The following is a 17,922-nucleotide window of genomic DNA, read 5'->3' as shown; positions in this document are numbered from 1 at the left end:
ATGATTTATGAAAGAGGTCTAATGATCGGCAATATAAACTAGAATCTTAATTTCCTTATTGGAGTATAGATCATTATTTATACATTACACTTGTTAAGATGAATTTAACTCATCTTTTACTGAATTTATATCGTTTTACTCATGTTTGGATTCACGCTTAAATACAGCCATACAGAAATTTGCTTTTTTTATAAAAATTTAGGGTGGCATATCTCCATGAGTACAGCATTCCAATGTTCAATTAAACGTATTCGTTTTGATGAGAACTACGAACCAGCAAATAATACACGTCTAACCACCAATTTTGCCAATCTGGCACGTGGTGAAAGCCGTCAGGAGAATCTTCGTCGTACACTTGCGATGATTAATAACCGTTTTAACAGCTTGGCAACGGCAGATAACCCTAAAGGTGATCGTTATTCACTAGAAATTGACATCATCTCTGCTGAAATTGATATCGAAGGTAATGGGCAAACTTTCCCATTCATTGAAACCTTGAAAAGTACTGTTATCGACCATCATACCAATGAACGCATTGAAGGCATGATCGGGAATAGCTTCTCATCTTATGTACGTGATTATGACTTCAGTGTGGTATTACCATCCCTAGGTTGCAAGGCCAATGAAAAACCTGAAGACTTTGGTGACCTGCACGGCAAGCTGTACCAGCATCTTGTGAATTCAGCAGTCTTTAAAGCTGAATTTAATAAACAGCCTGTGATTTGTCTGAGTGTTTCCACTACGAAAACCTACTACCGCAGTGCCAATGTGCATCCTGTTCTAGGCGTGGAATACACTAATGATGACTACTCACGTACCGATGAATATTTTAAAAAAATGGGCTTAAGTGTTCGCTACTTTAAACCTGAAAATGGCAATGCGCCGTTGGCATTCTATTTTGCGGGCGATTTGCTGCATGATTACACCGATTTTGAATTGATCAGTGCGATTAGCACCATGGAAAGCTTCCAGAAAATCTATCGTCCTGAAATTTACAACACCAATTCACCCGCAGGTGTGGTGTATCAGCCTAGCCTGAGCTATGGCGACTATTCATTAACTCGCATTGTCTATGATCGTGTTGAACGTGGGGAACTAGCAGTCAAACAAGGTAAATGGACAGAGGAAAACTTCATTAAGCCATATAAAGACATTCTGGATGAATGGGCTGCCAATTTTAAAGTAGCAACGGCTCAGCAAGACAACGCTGCCTGATAGATCACATATATAAACGAATTTAGAGAAAGAAGATTAGACATGGCACTTTTACAACCTGAAAAGTTACTCCCGACCTCTACAGCAGGCAGCTTGCCAAAACCGTCCTGGCTGGCAGAACCTGAAAAGCTCTGGTCAGCTTGGAAACTTGAAGGTAAAGAACTACTAGAAGCGAAACGTGATGCCTTAAAACTGTCTTTGCATGAACAAGTCCATGCTGGCATTGATATTGTCAGTGATGGTGAACAGACCCGTCAGCACTTTGTGACCACGTTTATTGAGCATCTTGAAGGGGTGGATTTTGAGAAACGTGAAACCATGCGTATCCGTAACCGTTATGATGCCAGCGTACCTTCAGTAGTCGGTGAAGTTTCCCGTAAAAAAGCAGTGTTCGTGGATGATGCAAAATTTTTGCGTAGCCAAACCACGCAGCCGATCAAATGGGCACTGCCTGGTCCAATGACCATGATTGATACTTTGTATAATGGTCACTACAAAAGCCGTGAAAAACTGGCTTGGGAATTTGCCAAGATCCTGAACCAGGAAGCACGCGAACTTGAAGCTGCTGGAGTAGATATCATTCAGTTTGATGAACCTGCCTTTAATGTGTTTTTTGATGAAGTGAATGACTGGGGCGTCGCGACTTTAGAGCGTGCGCTTGAAGGTCTGCAATGTGAAACTGCGGTACACATTTGTTATGGTTATGGCATTAAAGCCAATACCGATTGGAAAAAGACCCTCGGTAATGAATGGCGTCAGTACGAAGCAGCCTTCCCTAAACTGCAACAATCTAAAATTGATATCGTGTCACTCGAGTGTCAAAACTCGCGTGTACCGATGGATCTGATTGAGCTGATTCGGGGTAAAAAAGTCATGGTCGGTGCGATTGATGTTGCAAGCAATCAAATCGAAACGCCTGAAGAAGTTGCCAATACACTGCGTAAAGCATTGCAATTTGTGGATGCAGACAAACTGTATCCATCAACCAACTGTGGGATGACACCGTTGTCTCGTCAAGTGGCTCGGGGCAAACTCGAAGCACTAAGTACAGGGGCAGCGATTGTTCGTCAAGAGCTGGGCGCTTAGCACGAAATGGTCTTCACCAGAGGAGGGTAAATGATCCATAGATTATTTACCTGACTTTGAGTAAAGACAGGTTACATATACATTTGAGACAAAAGAGATGATTGAAGCAACTGACTTTAGAAATGCAATGTCCTTGTTAACCACGGCTGTAAATGTGATTACAACCGAAGGTATAGCAGGAACACATGGCTTTACCGCATCTGCCGTTTGTAGTGTGACGGATACACCGCCGACATTGCTGGTGTGTATGAATCAATCTTCTCGCTCGCATGCACATTTTATGAGAAATAACGTGCTGGCAGTAAATGTACTCAGCACGCAGCATGAATACATCTCAAATGCATTTGCATCTAGTAAATTCAGCTCAGAAGAGCGATTTAAGATAGGCGAGTGGACAACTCTTAAGACAGGTGCTCCAATTTTAGAAGATGCTTTGGTGAGCTTTGATTGCCAGATTGAAGAAATTCAAAAAGTGGGTACACACAGTATTTTCTTATGTCGAGTCATCGCGATTAGACGCAGTCAGCAAGAGGAAAGTCTGGTGTACTTCAACCGCGCATATCATCAGGTTAGTCAACTAGAAACTGCGTAAATGTTCATTACTTTAATATTGAATTCTTTTAAAGTGTGTAGTCGAGACCAGAATCCTAAGCCTGGTTCATAAAAATTAAGCTAATCAAAGTTTAATAATTTGATTTTTAGCTTCAATTTCTTCGGAAAATTTCAAAATTAACTTTGATGAACATCAATATTGGAATTACATATTTAACTGACGTCTACCTAAAGTCTGCTGCACACTTTTTTAGTTTTTTAGCTAAAAGGGTTCAAGATTCAGTTTCCTTAAGAATAGGGAATTAATTTTTTTAGTTTCTTTTACTACTAGATTTTAAAATATCTATTTTATCGTAATCTTGAATCAGTATGCCTTTATCTACTAAAAGCTCTTTTATACTGTTGTTTTAATAAAATACTTTATACTGCTAGATGAAAGCATCTCATGACATGCAGGACAGCCCATGCGTTTCCTCCAATCTATAAGAACAGCGCTTCAGTCCCGACTTTATTTCTTTATTATCTTTCCATCTATCCTGATTTGGTATTTTATTTTCTATTCAGCAACTCATTTAAGCTGGTCTACCTGCATTTTGATGAGCTGGAACATTACCATTTATGCTTACTTACTTTTTACTATCAAAAAGCTCTGGCACATAGACCATCACCATATCCTACAACGTGCCATACAACAGGATGCCAGCAAATGGGTCATTCTGGTGCTTGTCATCATCACTTTAGTGATGTGTTTTATTGCCATAATTATTGAAATTCATCATTTACCTAAAGATGCTGCCATCAGAACCGGCCATTTAGGGCTATCCATCCTGACTATTATTTCGGCCTGGTTCCTGATGCACACCATTTTTGCAATTCATTATGCCCATGACTTTTATTTAGCCCTAGAAAAGCATAAACATGGCGGACTGGCTTTTCCTAGTACGCCAAATCCAACCTATCCCGATTTTCTGTATTTTAGCTATATTATTGGCACTTCAGCGCAAACGGCCGATGTATCAATTACTCGCCAACCCATGAGAATACTCAATACTTTACATTTGCTTCTGGCGTATGGATTCAATACCACGATTTTGGCCATCGCTATTAATGTAACAGCAACCTTTATCAGTACTTGAAAACACAGCATTTAATAATAAATAAACTGTAGTGCTAGGACTGTGACTTGTAAATTTCTCAGATGTTAAAATGAGTGCAATTGGAAAAATGCAATCCATGCAATAAAAATTGATAAATCAGAGCGCTCACCCATTCATGAGCTGTTCTGAACAAGAGTTTATTAAATAAAGAGTTGTTTCTTCAAGCGAAATAAATATACGATCATGATGTTGAGAACAAAAAAGAGACTATACCGTGCGTCATTCTTATCATCTTGAAATACATTATTTTGAACGGGCGGGCTGGTTGCGCGCAGCTGTACTCGGGGCAAATGACGGAATTATTTCTGTCACCAGTCTGGTGGTGGGAATGGCAGCCAGTGGCGCGTCCACACATACCTTGTTGGTGACTTGTGTAGCCGGATTAATTTCCGGAGCTGCGTCGATGGCTGCTGGAGAATATATCTCGGTCAAATCCCAGCAGGATATTGAAAAGAATGATCTGAATATGGAGGCACGTGAGCTTAAACGTCATCCAGAACATGAACTGAAAGAACTGGAAAATATTTATATCCAGCGTGGCTTAACCCCTGAGGTGGCCCAGCAAGTTGCCTTGCAGCTCACCGCACACAATGCTTTAGATGCACATGCCCGCGATGAAATTGGTATATCAGAAAACACTTCGGCTCAGCCTTTTCAGGCTGCATTTTCATCCGCTATCGCTTTTACTATAGGCTCACTATTTCCTCTACTTTCTATTTTGTTACTGCCTGAACAGTACCTGGATAAAGGCGTGATGCTGATCGGTGTGCTTAGTCTCGGGATTATGGGCGCACTGGCAAGTTATACAGGAGGGGTGAGCATCTGGAAAGGTTCGGCTCGAGTCATGCTTTGGGGGGTGATTGCCATGCTATTTAGCTCCTGGATCGGCTCATTATTTAATGTGGCTGTAGCTTAAATGTACTCAGGATGTGCTTTTCAAATTCGCTCTAGTCAGAGAATCACATCCTTTTTAAAACAATAAGTCTAAACAAGGTTGGAACAGTAGCATTGAAAATTTTATGAAGTTCGCTAAGAAAGTATTTTAAGTCATTTTTAAGCTTCAGATTTTAGGCTAAAGCATCTTAAAGTCTTTGAACTAAAAAAATGCTTAAGCTGCCTTCTTTTCCCGGTCTACGCCAGATCAAACCCATCAGCCTTGCACGCTTCAACCTGTTACTCGCCATTTGGCTGGGGCTGGTCTTAAACTTTGCTTTTTATCAGAAAATCCATCAACTGACGCCCTATACCAACCTCAAGGCAGGCGCATTATTGGCGGCTACAGTCCTGGTGATTATCGGCTTGTACAATCTGGTCTTGCAGTGGCTGAACTGGAAATGGAATGCCAAGATACTGGCCAGCGTGCTGATCATTCTGGGCGGTTTTAGTGCTTATTTTGTCAATAGTCTGGGTGTGTTGATTACCCCGGACCAGATCCAGAATATGCTGCAGACCGATGCCCGCGAAGTCCGTGATCTCTGGTCAATACGACTGTTGATCTGGACGCTGGTCTTTGTGGTTTTTCCGCTGTGTATCGTCTGGATGCTGAACATTCAGCCTGCATCTTTCGGGCGTCAATTGTTGCATAAAAGCCTGAGCAGTGTGTTTTCGGCCGGATTGATTCTGGGACTGTTATTCTGTTTTTATGTCGATTATGCAGCCATCTTCCGCGAGCACCGCGATCTGAAGGGCATGATTTCCCCGCAAAACAGCATTGTATCCACCGTATCTTATTATAAAAAGAAAGCCCCTAAAGCGAATTTGCCTTTAGTTCCTTATGGTGAAGATGCCCATCTGCTACAGCAGGCTCAAATGCAGAAGCAGCCCAAATTGATGGTGCTGGTGGTTGGGGAGACTGCACGTGCCGAGAGTTTTGCTTTAAATGGCTATGCGCGTAATACCAATCCTGAACTGGGCAAGTTAACGGTGATTAATTTTAGTCAGGTCAGTTCCTGTGGTACAGCAACTGCCGTTTCAGTTCCGTGTATGTTTTCAGGCATGTCCCGTCAGAATTATGATGAACAGTTAGCCAGCCACCGTGAAGGTTTACTGGATATCGCTCAGCGTGCCGGTTATCAGGTGACCTGGATCGACAATAATTCCGGCTGTAAAGGCGCCTGTGACCGGGTGCAGCAATACCAGATTCCTGCACCACTGAAACAGAAGTGGTGTGATGATGCTGGTGAATGTTTTGATGAAATTCTGGTGGATAGCCTGAAAGATTATCTGGTGCATCTGGACAAAGCGAATCCGAAACCACAATTAATCGTGCTGCATCAGATGGGCAGTCACGGGCCAGCATATTTCAAACGTTCCAAAGCACCGTATCAGCCATTCCAGCCCACCTGTAACAGCAATGCCATTCAGGGCTGCAGCGCTGAAGAATTAAAGAACAGCTATGATAATTCGATTGTCTATACTGATCATGTACTTGCTCAGGTTATTGAGACCCTAAAACAGCAAAGCCAGTATCAGACCGGTTTCTGGTACCTGTCTGATCACGGAGAATCGACCGGAGAGCATGGTTTATATCTGCATGGTGCACCTTATAGTATGGCGCCGACCCAGCAAACCCATGTTCCGATGCTGATGTGGTTCTCGCAGGACTGGACGCAGCAGAATGCCCAGCAGGTGAGCTGTCTCAAAGCACAGACCAAACAGGCACGCAGTCAGGATCATCTTTTCCCAAGCTTATTAAGTCTGCTGGATATAAAAACGCAAGTGACTGAAGCTAAAAATGATATGCTTGCACAATGCTCATCATCATTAAAGAACAGAGCTTGAAATGCACAAAATACTGATTATCGAAGACGACTTTATGATTGCCGAGTCGACTGAAGCCTTGCTCAAGCTGCATCAATTTGATGTGCATTGGGTCAATAATGGCCTGGATGGTTTAAAACAGTTACAACAGCAGGCCTATGATATTGTCCTGCTGGATCTGGGCCTGCCGATGATGGATGGCATGCAGGTACTTAAACATATCCGGCAGAAGTTTCCCAATTTACCGGTGCTGATTATCTCTGCCCGGGATCAGTTACAGAACCGGGTAGATGGCCTGAATCAGGGGGCAGATGATTACTTGATTAAACCCTATGAATTTGATGAACTGCTGGCCCGTATTCATGCTTTGATCCGACGCAGTAGTTCCAAACATACCGGATCAGAGAGCCATAAAAAGTTATCACATAGCGGTCTGGAACTGGATCTGGAGCAGCACATCGCATGCTTTAACAGTCAGCCGATCGAGTTGTCTAATCGGGAATGGTCGATTCTCACTGCATTACTCACTCATCCCAGCAAAATTTTTTCTAAAAATGATCTGGAAGACAAGCTTTATGACTTCGATAGTGATGTCAGCAGTAATACCGTTGAAGTTTATGTGCATCATCTGCGGGCGAAATTAGGCAAAGACTTCATCCGTACCATACGTGGTCTGGGATATCGCTTAGGATAGAGCCTTATGCAGAAACGTTATTCTTTGCAAAAACGCCTGATTATTTACATTTCTTTATTTAGTCTGGTACTGGGTTGTATCCTGATTTTTGCTGCCTACCGGATTGCCCTCGAAGAAATTAATGAAGTGCTAGATAAACAGATGCAAAGTCTGGCCGAGCGCATTGCGGAAAATCATCCACGACCGCTACAAAGTCAAATCGATCTAGAAAAACAGTACAGTGAAGAAGATTTATTTGTAGATATCTGGTCTTATGCAGAGACAGCTACTCCCTTGCATCCACAGGATGTGCTGGTTGCACCGGTCAAGAAAGCAGGTTTTTACAAGCATCAAACGCCGTATGGAACCTGGTTAACTTATATTATTCCTGGTAAACAACTACAGATTCAGGTGAGCCAGCAGCAAAATGTCCGGCAGGAACTGGCGCTGGAACTGGCAGCCAATATGTTTCTTCCTTATGTGCTTTTTTTACCTTTTGCATTATTCGGTTTAGGCTGGATGATTCGGAAAAATTTTCAGCCGCTGCATGATTTCAAAACGGAACTGGCCAGCCGTAAGGCGCAAGAATTAAAGCCGATTGAAATGAAGGATTATCCCCTGGAGCTGGAACCGACTATTCAGGAAATGAATCATCTGTTTGGTCGAATTTCCCTGGCTCAACAGGAACAACGTCAATTTGTCGCGGATTCTGCCCATGAATTACGCACGCCACTGACCGCACTCAACTTGCAGCTGCAAATTTTATTGCAGCAGTTTCCGCAGAGCGACTCGCTTCATAATCTGAGTCAGGGCGTTTTACGCATGCAGCATCTGGTCAACCAGTTATTGAGCCTGGCCAAACAGGATGCCTCCGACAGCTTAACCGAGCCTGCACAAATGCTTTCGCTCAATCAGATGACCGTGGCCTGCATTGAGCAGCTGATTCAGCTGGCCTTACAGAAAGAGATTGATCTGGGTGTAGAACAGCAGCAGGAATTGCTGATTCATGGACAAGCTTCAGCTTTGCACTCGATTATTTATAATTTAATTGATAACGCGATTAAATACACTCCGAAAGGCGGCGTGATTAATGTATCGATTTTTCAGCAAGGCCAGCAGGCAGTTTTACAGATTGAAGATAGTGGAGCCGGGATTGATCCTACACAATTCGCCCAGATCCGGCAGCGTTTCTACCGGATTCATAACCATGCCGAAATTGGCAGCGGTTTAGGTTTGTCAATTGTAGATAAAGCCACCGAGTGCTTGGGCGGAACGCTGGAATTTTCGCAAAGTAACAGTCTGGGTGGCCTGTGTGTACAGGTCAAATTTCCTGTGATCGAAGCCTAAGTGGATAGGCTTTGGTTTTTAGGCATTAAGGCTGTCTGATGTTCATATGCATGGGGTGATTTGCCAGTGGCATTTTGTGGCTAAACAGTGCATAGCCAATGACATTCATGCACCAGATCATCCAGCCAGTCCACAGGTTATGACTCAGAAAATGCGCACCGCGCATCATTTGTGCCCAGCCCATGGCGAAGCCTAAAATCAGTGCCGCGATCAGGAAAAAATAAGCCCGCTTGCGGTTAGCAATCCGATAGACAAAATAGCCAGCCATCAAGGCAAAACCGCTGGATGCATGTCCTCCGGGAAAACAGTGTCCGGCAGTGGCACTCAAATCCCACAAAATACCATCATGGGTAGGAATAATCATATCCCAGGGACAGGCATGCGCCGACTGGGATTTTAAAATACCAATTGAGGCCGTGGTCAGCACCACCATGCTAAAGAAATAGCCAAATTCCCAGCGCCGTTGATGCCAGTTCTGCCATTTCAGTGAAACTAGCCAGCCGGCTAACAATGTTATGTACACCAGAATCAGCAGATTTTTGACATAGTGGTGATTGAGTTCTGCCAGTGCCCAGTGTTGCCGCAGGGGAAATTGTCCCTGATCATCAATGAACGGATAGATCAGCTGTAAATCAACCCTCCCAGCTACATCAAAAAAATTCCAGAGCATCAAAAAACTGAAAATCAGCAGCAATGTTTGTGTTAGTAAAAACCGGGAATGCTCGAATATCATTTTAAATCTTCCATTTTTCTTGCTGTAGCAGGCGCGTGGTCAAATCAAATGACCCGCTAAAATAAGACCCCAGGTCACGGTAATTAAACTGAGTGCTACAAACTGGGCGGCGCTGCCCATATCCTTGGCATTTTTAGACAGTTCATGCTGCTCCATGGAAATACGGTCTACCACCGCCTCAATCGCCGAGTTAAGCAATTCAACGATTAGCGCCAGCAGACACACAGCCACCATCAGCGCTTGCTCAACCCGGCTCACCGGCATGACAAAGCTCAGAGGAATCAAAATCAGGTTGATGAGCAGGATTTGCCGGAAGGCCTCTTCATTTTGAAAAGCTGTTTTAAAGCCGGCCACGGAATAACGGGTCGCATTCAGAATACGCTGTATTCCCGAGGTGCCTTTATAGGGTGAACGGTAGGAAGACATAGCTGTCATGAGTCAATAAAAGGAAACTCTAACTTAAGATTGCAGGCTTAAAACTCTCTTAAAAAAAATGGTCTCTATGTGTTTTTTTAATAAAAATAATATTTAAATTTATGTGCAGAATTAAGAATTTTTTAAGTTTGGGCGTTTATCTTAAGTACTAAGTTATTTTTCGTGATGTGATCCACATGACCTGCGGCAGATTCGATCTTGAATCATTCTGTTAAGAACAAGAGAAAGTATTTATGCCTAATTTAACTGCAACAATTATGGATGCTACTTCTGGTATTGGTCAGGCTATTGCAAAGGTTCTGGGCCAAAATGGGGTCAATCTGGTTCTTATTGGGCAGAATCAACAGATTCTGCAAAGAGTACATGACAATATAGCCCAATGTTATCCACAGCTAGAACTGGATTTAATTCATTGCAACTTTGCCGATCAGCAAAGCAGGGAAGAGCTGGTAAAAGCTCTTGCTACGCTGAATAAACCCATTCACTACTACATTAACAACATCAGTATCAGTGATTTCAAGCTATTTACACAGCAGCCGCAAGAAATCATGGAACAAATGATGCTGATTAATGCAGTTTATCCAATGCAGCTGATACAAAAAATCCTGCCATTGATATCTATCAGTCCGCCTGGCCAGGTCATTAATGTAGGTTCAACCTTTGGCAGTATTGACTATCCTGGATATGCGAGTTATTGTGCCAGCCAATTTGCCTTGCGTGGTGCAACCGAAGCACTAGCCCGTGAATACAGCAAAAGTTCAATCAGATTCAGATACTTTTCATTACGGGTTACCGAAACCAATATTCATCATTCAAATGCAATAGAAATGAATATCAGACTGGGAAAAAATATTGACAGTCCCGAATTTGTTGCTGAAGAACTGTATCAGTTTTTATATCGAGATTGTCAGTCGTATCAGGTCGGCTATCCTGAAAAAATTTCGATAGCTGTTAACCAGATTTTACCAGACTTAATATCAGCATCGATTAATAGAGAGTTACCAACGATTTGTGAATGTGCTGAAAAAGTTGCTAGTTTCTAACTGTAATTCAAAGACTAAAGAAGCAGAATATTAATATAGTTCCCTTAGAGTGGCAGGTATCAATCCCTCCTTGGATACCTGCTTTTTTTTTAGAAAAATACTCAAAACTAAAGCTGCAAATTACAAGTCTTCCAAGTAGAAGATAGCTGAAGCTATGATTAGTTGTATTGGATTTCACTTATATATTGATCCGAAGTCCACTTCATACTTTAATATTTATATCAATTTAACTCTAAATAAAAATATGCTTTTTATTGACCAGTTAACTCTTAAAATTAAAAAACATTCAAAAATTAAAATGCCGGCATTGAGCCAGCATTTTAATTTAAGTGAACTATTTAACCGGCTATAACACCGCCATCATTGCGCGTAATCACAACAGTTGCTGAACGTGGACGTGCGGTCTTGTTCGAACGATCTGATTGACTTGCAGGCCAGTTACTGGTTGGAGCATCAAAGGTCTTAGAATCTTCACCCGGATGCTGTACATTGATGAAAATGGCCTTATAGTCCGGTGTCATGGTTACCCCTGTGATTTCACACTCTTTTGGACCAGTCAGGAAGCGACGTAAATTTTCATCGGTCACTTGGGCACCCGCAATCGTCGCTTGACCACTAGAGGTTGTTGCTGGACCCCCATCACCTACTTGTCCAGGCAGGGCAGCCAGCATCATACAGTTAGTGGTATCTGTATAAGCGCCGTCATCTGTCTGAATCCAGAGTACGCCACGAGGATCAAACCACATACCGTCTGGTGAAGACAGATCATTATTATCATTTAAGCCCGACAGGTTGATATTGGCATCCATCGATGCTTCAGCACCGAACAGGTAGATATCCCATTCAAAGCTTTCTGATGCAGTGTTTTCTTCCTTAAAGCGAATAATATGGCCATTCACATTACCTTTACCGCCTTCAGGATCTGAGTAATTACGTGGGTTGGCAGCATCAACAGGTTGTGTTGAACTATTGCCACGGTTACTGTTATTAGTCAGGGTAACGTAGACTTCACCATTCTCCGGGTTAACGGCTACCCATTCAGGACGGTCCATCTTCGTTGCACCAACGGCATCGCCTGCCAAACGTGCAAAAGTTAATACATCTGCATCAGAGCTAAAAGGATATACCGCATTTTCTGCAGTTAAACCATTTTTACCGTGAGCAAGTTCAATCCATTGACCAGTTCCATCTGCATTGAACCTGGCAACATAGAACTTACCGTTATTCATGTATTTGTCACCAGCACGGTAGCCGGTATTAATATCTTTTGGATCCCATTTTGCATCAGAGACAAATTTGTAAATGTATTCACCACGTGAGTCATCGCCCATGTAGAAGGCAAACTGTTCACCTTCAATCGCACGGCTAGCACGACAGTCTTCGTGAGCAAAACGGCCCAATGCAGTACGTTTTACCGGATTTGCACTGTTATCAAATGGGTCAATTTCAACAATCCAGCCAAAGGTATTTGGTGCATTACGATAGTCTTGACTTGCAGAGGCTTTGGTTACGTTAGCTGACCAGCGGTCGTACATATCCTGTGATTCAACTCCAGCCTGAGCTGTTTCCCATGCATAACGTGAAGATTTATCTAAATAAACGATACGGTCTTGCTCGTCGCGTTCCGGAACTTTTTGTCCTTGTTCATTATTAACATATGAAATATCTAAGCCTAAGCCATAACGTTTAAGTGCGGTTTTCTCAGCTTCACTACGGTCTGCATATTGGTCTGTACCTGAACGCTGGAAGTAACCAATAAAGTTTTCCTCGGCAGTTAAATAAGTGCCCCATGGTGTATAACCATTACCACAGTTATTGTGTGTACCACGAGTCTGACGACCGGTAGGAGAGAAAGCAGTGCGGACTAATGAAGAGTTTGTCACCGGCCCAGAAAAATCCATCACTGTTGAAGCCGTGATACGGCGGTTAAATGGTGATGATTTAACGATTTCTACCACTTGAGTTTCGGTATTTTTCTTAATATGCACAATTGATACACCATGTGCATTCACTTCACGGATGACTTCATCTTCTGGACGACGACCATCAACTTTTGTTGGTCCTTGAGGATGTAAAAAAGTTTGATTGATATATTCATGGTTCATCACCAGCAGGCCATGCTCAGATGCATTCTCGTCATAACGGCCAGTCTTAGTGCTTAAACCAAAATAGCTCATACCATCGTGGCAGTCACCAGAACGGAACTGAAAGCTTGGGCCGTTCGGAATATTGTTATCGTCCCAGTCAGAGTAGATAGGATGAATTGAATCACCCATTGCATATAGGACAGTGGCTGTATAGCCTTCAGGAACCGTAACCCAGTCATCCAGGTTTTTTTTCACTGGGCTAAAACTTAATTTTTCTGGACGAGCATTGTTGTCTGTTGGCGGATTCGGATTGCTCTCATCGTCCCCAATATTGCCATTTTCATTGTCATCGCTACACGCAGTCAGGCTAGAAGCCAGTGCCAATGCTGCAGCCCCACTTGCAGTCTTTGCAATCAAGTCACGACGTGACATAGATTGTTCTAGAATATCCCGAAAATGATGATTATCTGAAGTGTTATTGTCCAGTTCCTGATTTTCATCATAAGGTAGGTAATCTGTCATTGTTTTATTCCCACAACTAAGGTTTGGTTGTTTTAAAGTCAGAAATAAACTAGCAGTTAAATATGACTAAAAGGTGAAGCTTTTATTTCAAAATAATTAAATAAAACATTAATTTATATAAATAAATTAATATAAAAAAGCCCCCAGTAAGGAGGCATTTTTCTTAATTAGCTATTTTTTAGATGCCGCTTTTCCAGAAATTTTCCGGCCATTAAACCTAGCTCAAATAGCAGCCACATGGGTATAGCCAGCATGATCATGGACAGGGCATCAGGGGGCGTTACAAACATGGCCACAAAAAAACACCCCACCACAATAAAGCGTCTTTTTTCTACCAAGGTCTGTGTGCTCACCACACCGATCAGAATCAATAACAGGGTAATAATCGGAATTTCGAAGGTAAATCCAAACACCAGAAAAAGTTTTAAACAGAAGGCCAGATAACTGTTAATGTCGGTCATGGGCGCGACGGTTTCAGGCGATACACTGATAAAAAAGTGCAGGATAGACGGCAAAGCCACCAGATAGGCAAAAGCGATACCCGCATAAAATAGGACAATACTGCCAATCAGGAGCGGCAAAGCCAGACTTTTTTCTTTTTCATATAGTGCCGGCTTAACGAAGGCCCAAAGTTGATACAAGATAAAAGGCATGGCAATCAGCAGGGCAACAAAAAAGTTCAATTTAAACGGTGCCATAAATGTCGCAGTTACATCGGTGGCAATCATGGTAGAACTTGCCGGTAACTGGGCACGTAAGGGCTCGGATAAAAGCTGATAGGTATGCGTCGCAAATGGTAGCAGACAGAAAAACAGCCCGATCAATATTCCTACAATCTTGAAAAGATGCTTGCGCAGAATCACTAAGTGTCGGGTAATCGGCATTTCTTCTAGATGAACTTTCTGGGGATCGCTGCTGGCTTGAGTCGACGGTAAAATATTCATACGGCCACCTTCATGTCAGGATATTTTTTTTCTTGCTTGGCGACCTGCTTAGCCGGAGTTAAATGAACCGGGGAAAGCGGTTGATTGACCAGTTCATAACTTGACTGAGTTTTCAGTACCGGCTGTTCTGAAATTTTTGTGACCGGCTCAATTGGTGCATTGAGATCAGCCATTTGTGCTTGCATTTTGGCTTCTAGTTCCTGAATACGTTTCAGCTCGGATTGCATTTGCTCACGTAGTTCAGACAGACGCAATTCACGGTCAAGATCATTTTGTATATTGCTGACGGTTCTTTTTATCTTGGTAGACCATTTACCTATAAAACGAACTGCCTCAGGTAGCTTATCTGGTCCGAGCACTAGAAGTGCAATTACCCCAAAGGCTAGCAGCTCAGTCATTCCAATATTGAGCATGACGATACCTTAACTTTTGATTGAACTCTCGCTGACTTTAACTTCAGCATCAATAGTGCGGGGCTGTTGAATTTTTGCTGCTTCAGCCTCTTCTTCACGCACAGATTTTTTAAAGTCCTTGATTGCACCGCCAACATCTTTGCCCAGATTTTTGAGTTTAGACGTGCCAAAAAGTAAAATTACGACGATTGCAAAAATAAGTACGTGCCAAATCGATAATCCTGCCATATTGTCCTCATTACATCTTTTTTAAATTTATGGGCTTATCTCAACATGAATAAATGACAAATCCATGACGTTTTGATGGCAGTTTGGAGACAGGAAGCAAGAGGGAAGTTCGCAATGAGTTGTGCTATTTGTTTTTTAAAATTTTTCTGGTTTATAAACTTAGTAAAGTTAATATTTTAAGAAATGAAAAAAGTAAAAATCGCCAGACCTCTATCATGTCAAAGTAGAGGTCCGGGAAAAATTAATAGTGAATCCCTAATTTTTTCAATTTTTAAATTAAGGTCGTCGGATTAATTCCAAGCAATTTGGCTGCACCATCTTCACCAAATATTTTCCCTTCGCAATGCTGGACAGCCCGTTTTAGGTTTTCAATTTCTATTTGTTTAAGCTCATCAATACTAAGAATATCTGAATTACCATTCTCCACGATTATCTTTGTAGATATACCGTGTAATTCAGAAAGCGTTTATTAGCTAATTATTCGCTATATAGCGAAATATAGAGGATATGAACTCTAATGTTCGCCATATAGCAAATATAAGATAAATATATTAAGATATTCGCCATATAGCAAACTTATATATACTGGTTAGCAATATTTTGCTAAATGACGAACAGATGGGGGTGGTTTTATGGCTAGTCGTGCAGAGATTGGAGTAAAAATACGTGAAGCAAGGCGGAAATTAGACTACACACAACAAATGATGGCAAAAAAATCTGGAGTCAATAAATCTACCATTTCTGAAATAGAAAATGGTCGTTTCACAGGCTCATTTGATATTTTTGAACGTCTAATAGATGCGGTTGGATTGCAGTTTGAAGTCACGCCCAAAAAACGAAATCTGCCAAATTGGAATGACATCGACACTCTATTTAGTGAAGAAGATTGATGGACAACTTTCAATTACCCACAGAAATCAAGTCTATTGAAATATTTACAGATAATTTCAAACAAGGCTTGTTGACGCATAGTGGTCATTATTACTATCAACCAGTACAAGAACAAAGATTTGTATCTCTTACAATGACTTTACCGGATATGCAGGGATATTCACATGGGGCATTACATCCTATTTTTTCCCAAAATTTACCAGAGGGGCATAATCGCCATTTTATTGCCAGTAAACTTGCTCGATATGCCAATGTAAATGAAATGTATTTATTGGCTCTACAAGAAGCTAATGGTATTGGCATGTTGTCCTATAAAAGTGAATTGCAATTACCAGAAGTAGAAATAGTTAGCCTCGATGAAATTCTTAACTACAATAGCCAAGTTCCACTTTTTCCACAATTATTAGAAAAATACTATTTACGAAACTCTTTAGCTGGAGTTCAGCCCAAAGTTAGCATTCCTAATGTGACTAGTCTAACGGAGCGCACTGTTCAACAAAAAGACCTGATTGTTAAGTCTTATGATGCAGACTTTGATTTGCTTACGGTAAATGAATTTGTCTGTATGGAAGCTGCTCGTCATTGTGGTTTACAACCACCAAAAACATATCTATCAGCCAATTTAGAAACCTACATTATTGAGCGTTTTGATAAAGCTGCTGATGGAACCAAGTTAGGCTACGAGGATTTTACTACTCTTCTCAAAAGATCTAATGACCCAAACGAGAAGTACAAGGGGAGCTACGAAAACTTGCTGAAAGCCACCTATCTATACACCCGAAGTGAAGCAGAAGTCGTAAAAATGTATAAGTACATTGTTTTTAATTGCCTGATCGGGAACGGTGACGCTCACCTTAAAAACTTTGCTCTGCAATACACGCCAGATATGAGTGAGATCTTTGTATCACCACCTTTTGATATCACACATACACTCATTTATAAAAATATTGATGATCAGCTTGCCCTTAAAATAAATGGCAGTAAGCAATTCCCAACTAAGGCAGAGCTGTTGAAATTGGCTGAAAGTCCTGAATTTCGCATTAGAAATGCCAAAGAAATTATAGAGTATTTCAGTGACCAAATTGCTAACTATTTAAAGTTATCCAATGAAATTGAATACTTAGATGGATTGCGAGAATCTATTGAGCAGAATCTATCAAAGGTAATGAGCACTCATTCAATCAAGCCTGTATATAGACATGACAAAAAGAAAAAGTACAAATAATCCATTCTAGAATAATTTACAACCGTAGTAGCTACTATTATTGAGAGATGCCCTCAGAGACGTGGGATTTATTTTCCATTCAATGATATAGAATAAACCCGAACAGACTGGTCATATCGGTAACAGGCTGACATTTATTGAGGGAGGGAAGTGTTGACTTAGGTATTCCTTGGCAGTTTGGCGGGATCAGAGATAGTAATATTGCGGTTTTGAGATTAGTAGATATAAGTAACACCAGAATGGATTTCTCAGATTTACAGTAGAAATTCTTTTAAAAAGCTTGAATACCAAGATGCAATTCGCAAGGAAGGTGAAGATTTTGCGATTGAATACAAACGAAAAGCTTTGGTCGCTAATGTATAAAAATCGATGAAAATTTTTGATAGATCGAAGATTTTATTTGATAAAACTAGTAATGATTTTTTCCTAAGTGAGTTTTATTTCATTATTAGCTTTATTTTTTCGCAATTTCATTTTTAGCTTTAATTTCTACTGAAAATTTCAAAATTAATTTTTATGAACAACATATATAGAGATAGGCTATCTGCACAACATCCTATTTAACATAATATACATTATACGAAATACTATTGTTAGAAACCATTTAAAGT

Annotated in this window: 18 protein-coding genes; 11 read left to right on the top strand and 7 right to left on the bottom strand. The window is 41.3% G+C overall.

All coding sequences use genetic code 11. From position 1 onward, the window contains the following. The first annotated feature begins 216 nt into the window (after nucleotides 1-216). From B3D47_RS02540 to B3D47_RS02505, 8 genes are all read left to right on the top strand, one after another. Nucleotides 217-1,215, top strand: coding sequence for a putative oxygenase MesX (locus B3D47_RS02540; RefSeq protein WP_004894756.1), 999 nt, complete (start codon nucleotides 217-219; stop codon nucleotides 1,213-1,215). Nucleotides 1,216-1,257: 42 nt separating this feature from the next. Then, nucleotides 1,258-2,301: a methionine synthase gene (locus tag B3D47_RS02535; protein WP_286859775.1), complete on the top strand. Its 1,044-nt coding sequence runs from the start codon at nucleotides 1,258-1,260 to the stop codon at nucleotides 2,299-2,301. Nucleotides 2,302-2,398: 97 nt separating this feature from the next. Then, nucleotides 2,399-2,893: a flavin reductase gene (locus B3D47_RS02530; protein WP_286859773.1), complete on the top strand. Its 495-nt coding sequence runs from the start codon at nucleotides 2,399-2,401 to the stop codon at nucleotides 2,891-2,893. A gap of 424 nt (nucleotides 2,894-3,317) precedes the next feature. After that, nucleotides 3,318-3,989: a DUF1345 domain-containing protein gene (locus B3D47_RS02525; protein ID WP_004894751.1), complete on the top strand. Its 672-nt coding sequence runs from the start codon at nucleotides 3,318-3,320 to the stop codon at nucleotides 3,987-3,989. A 235-nt stretch (nucleotides 3,990-4,224) separates the two neighbouring features. After that, nucleotides 4,225-4,926, top strand: coding sequence for a VIT1/CCC1 transporter family protein (locus B3D47_RS02520; RefSeq protein WP_286859771.1), 702 nt, complete (start codon nucleotides 4,225-4,227; stop codon nucleotides 4,924-4,926). Between the two features lie 188 nt (nucleotides 4,927-5,114). Beyond that, a complete protein-coding gene (locus tag B3D47_RS02515) occupies nucleotides 5,115-6,791 on the top strand; it encodes a phosphoethanolamine transferase (protein ID WP_286859769.1) in 1,677 nt (558 codons plus the stop codon). Nucleotide 6,792: 1 nt separating this feature from the next. Further along, nucleotides 6,793-7,464, top strand: a complete 672-nt coding sequence (locus B3D47_RS02510; protein WP_286859767.1) for a response regulator transcription factor — start codon at nucleotides 6,793-6,795, stop codon at nucleotides 7,462-7,464. A gap of 6 nt (nucleotides 7,465-7,470) precedes the next feature. Continuing rightward, nucleotides 7,471-8,790, top strand: coding sequence for an ATP-binding protein (locus B3D47_RS02505; protein WP_286859765.1), 1,320 nt, complete (start codon nucleotides 7,471-7,473; stop codon nucleotides 8,788-8,790). Nucleotides 8,791-8,815: 25 nt separating this feature from the next. Here B3D47_RS02505 and B3D47_RS02500 read toward each other — a convergent pair whose 3' ends face one another. Further along, on the bottom strand, nucleotides 8,816-9,523 hold the full coding sequence (locus B3D47_RS02500) for a phosphatase PAP2 family protein (protein ID WP_005222037.1): 708 nt from the start codon (nucleotides 9,521-9,523) through the stop codon (nucleotides 8,816-8,818). A gap of 39 nt (nucleotides 9,524-9,562) precedes the next feature. Next, on the bottom strand, nucleotides 9,563-9,949 hold the full coding sequence (locus B3D47_RS02495) for a diacylglycerol kinase (protein ID WP_163166095.1): 387 nt from the start codon (nucleotides 9,947-9,949) through the stop codon (nucleotides 9,563-9,565). Nucleotides 9,950-10,191: 242 nt separating this feature from the next. Here B3D47_RS02495 and B3D47_RS02490 point away from each other — a divergent pair, with 242 nt between their 5' ends. Continuing rightward, nucleotides 10,192-11,001: an SDR family NAD(P)-dependent oxidoreductase gene (locus tag B3D47_RS02490; protein WP_286859762.1), complete on the top strand. Its 810-nt coding sequence runs from the start codon at nucleotides 10,192-10,194 to the stop codon at nucleotides 10,999-11,001. A gap of 338 nt (nucleotides 11,002-11,339) precedes the next feature. On the opposite strand, the gene B3D47_RS02485 is transcribed toward B3D47_RS02490, so the two are convergent. The 5 genes from B3D47_RS02485 to B3D47_RS02465 all read right to left on the bottom strand — a co-directional run bounded on the left by B3D47_RS02485 (nucleotide 11,340) and on the right by B3D47_RS02465 (nucleotide 15,622). Beyond that, complete coding sequence (locus tag B3D47_RS02485; RefSeq protein WP_286859760.1) at nucleotides 11,340-13,610, bottom strand: PhoX family protein; 2,271 nt, start codon at nucleotides 13,608-13,610, stop codon at nucleotides 11,340-11,342. Between the two features lie 167 nt (nucleotides 13,611-13,777). Continuing rightward, entirely contained in the window at nucleotides 13,778-14,554 is a 777-nt protein-coding gene (gene tatC / locus B3D47_RS02480; protein WP_076753522.1) for a twin-arginine translocase subunit TatC, read from the bottom strand. Continuing rightward, nucleotides 14,551-14,967 (bottom strand): Sec-independent protein translocase protein TatB, encoded by a 417-nt coding sequence (gene tatB, locus B3D47_RS02475; RefSeq protein ID WP_180185278.1) that lies wholly within the window; start codon nucleotides 14,965-14,967, stop codon nucleotides 14,551-14,553. Before tatB ends, tatC begins: the two co-directional genes overlap by 4 nt. Before the next feature lie 9 nt (nucleotides 14,968-14,976). Further along, complete coding sequence (locus B3D47_RS02470) at nucleotides 14,977-15,195, bottom strand: Sec-independent protein translocase subunit TatA (RefSeq protein WP_004894723.1); 219 nt, start codon at nucleotides 15,193-15,195, stop codon at nucleotides 14,977-14,979. A 271-nt stretch (nucleotides 15,196-15,466) separates the two neighbouring features. Then, the gene (locus B3D47_RS02465; RefSeq protein WP_163170620.1) at nucleotides 15,467-15,622 is read right to left on the bottom strand and encodes a hypothetical protein; all 156 of its coding nucleotides are present in this window, start codon (nucleotides 15,620-15,622) and stop codon (nucleotides 15,467-15,469) included. A 205-nt stretch (nucleotides 15,623-15,827) separates the two neighbouring features. Between B3D47_RS02465 and B3D47_RS02460 the strand changes: the two genes are divergently transcribed. Together B3D47_RS02460 and B3D47_RS02455 are read left to right on the top strand one after the other, a co-directional pair. Then, nucleotides 15,828-16,085, top strand: coding sequence for a helix-turn-helix transcriptional regulator (locus B3D47_RS02460; protein WP_004894712.1), 258 nt, complete (start codon nucleotides 15,828-15,830; stop codon nucleotides 16,083-16,085). Continuing rightward, on the top strand, nucleotides 16,085-17,311 hold the full coding sequence (locus B3D47_RS02455) for a type II toxin-antitoxin system HipA family toxin (RefSeq protein WP_286859756.1): 1,227 nt from the start codon (nucleotides 16,085-16,087) through the stop codon (nucleotides 17,309-17,311). The genes B3D47_RS02460 and B3D47_RS02455 overlap by 1 nt, the downstream gene beginning before the upstream one ends. The last annotated feature ends 611 nt before the right edge of the window (nucleotides 17,312-17,922 follow it).

Source organism: Acinetobacter sp. UBA3461 (assembly GCF_002381195.1).
In the GTDB taxonomy this organism is placed as follows: Bacteria; Pseudomonadota; Gammaproteobacteria; order Pseudomonadales; family Moraxellaceae; genus Acinetobacter; species Acinetobacter schindleri.
This window is presented reverse-complemented; position numbering and strand designations above follow the sequence as displayed.

Coding starts and splice junctions, on each gene's coding strand:
- B3D47_RS02540 (WP_004894756.1), top strand. CDS start 217: ATGAGTACAGCATTCCAATGTTCAATTAAACGTATTCGTTTTGATGAG.
- B3D47_RS02535 (WP_286859775.1), top strand. CDS start 1,258: ATGGCACTTTTACAACCTGAAAAGTTACTCCCGACCTCTACAGCAGGC.
- B3D47_RS02530 (WP_286859773.1), top strand. CDS start 2,399: ATGATTGAAGCAACTGACTTTAGAAATGCAATGTCCTTGTTAACCACG.
- B3D47_RS02525 (WP_004894751.1), top strand. CDS start 3,318: ATGCGTTTCCTCCAATCTATAAGAACAGCGCTTCAGTCCCGACTTTAT.
- B3D47_RS02515 (WP_286859769.1), top strand. CDS start 5,115: ATGCTTAAGCTGCCTTCTTTTCCCGGTCTACGCCAGATCAAACCCATC.
- B3D47_RS02510 (WP_286859767.1), top strand. CDS start 6,793: ATGCACAAAATACTGATTATCGAAGACGACTTTATGATTGCCGAGTCG.
- B3D47_RS02505 (WP_286859765.1), top strand. CDS start 7,471: ATGCAGAAACGTTATTCTTTGCAAAAACGCCTGATTATTTACATTTCT.
- B3D47_RS02500 (WP_005222037.1), bottom strand. CDS start 9,523: ATGATATTCGAGCATTCCCGGTTTTTACTAACACAAACATTGCTGCTG.
- B3D47_RS02495 (WP_163166095.1), bottom strand. CDS start 9,949: ATGTCTTCCTACCGTTCACCCTATAAAGGCACCTCGGGAATACAGCGT.
- B3D47_RS02490 (WP_286859762.1), top strand. CDS start 10,192: ATGCCTAATTTAACTGCAACAATTATGGATGCTACTTCTGGTATTGGT.
- B3D47_RS02485 (WP_286859760.1), bottom strand. CDS start 13,610: ATGACAGATTACCTACCTTATGATGAAAATCAGGAACTGGACAATAAC.
- tatC (WP_076753522.1), bottom strand. CDS start 14,554: ATGAATATTTTACCGTCGACTCAAGCCAGCAGCGATCCCCAGAAAGTT.
- tatB (WP_180185278.1), bottom strand. CDS start 14,967: ATGCTCAATATTGGAATGACTGAGCTGCTAGCCTTTGGGGTAATTGCA.
- B3D47_RS02470 (WP_004894723.1), bottom strand. CDS start 15,195: ATGGCAGGATTATCGATTTGGCACGTACTTATTTTTGCAATCGTCGTA.
- B3D47_RS02460 (WP_004894712.1), top strand. CDS start 15,828: ATGGCTAGTCGTGCAGAGATTGGAGTAAAAATACGTGAAGCAAGGCGG.
- B3D47_RS02455 (WP_286859756.1), top strand. CDS start 16,085: ATGGACAACTTTCAATTACCCACAGAAATCAAGTCTATTGAAATATTT.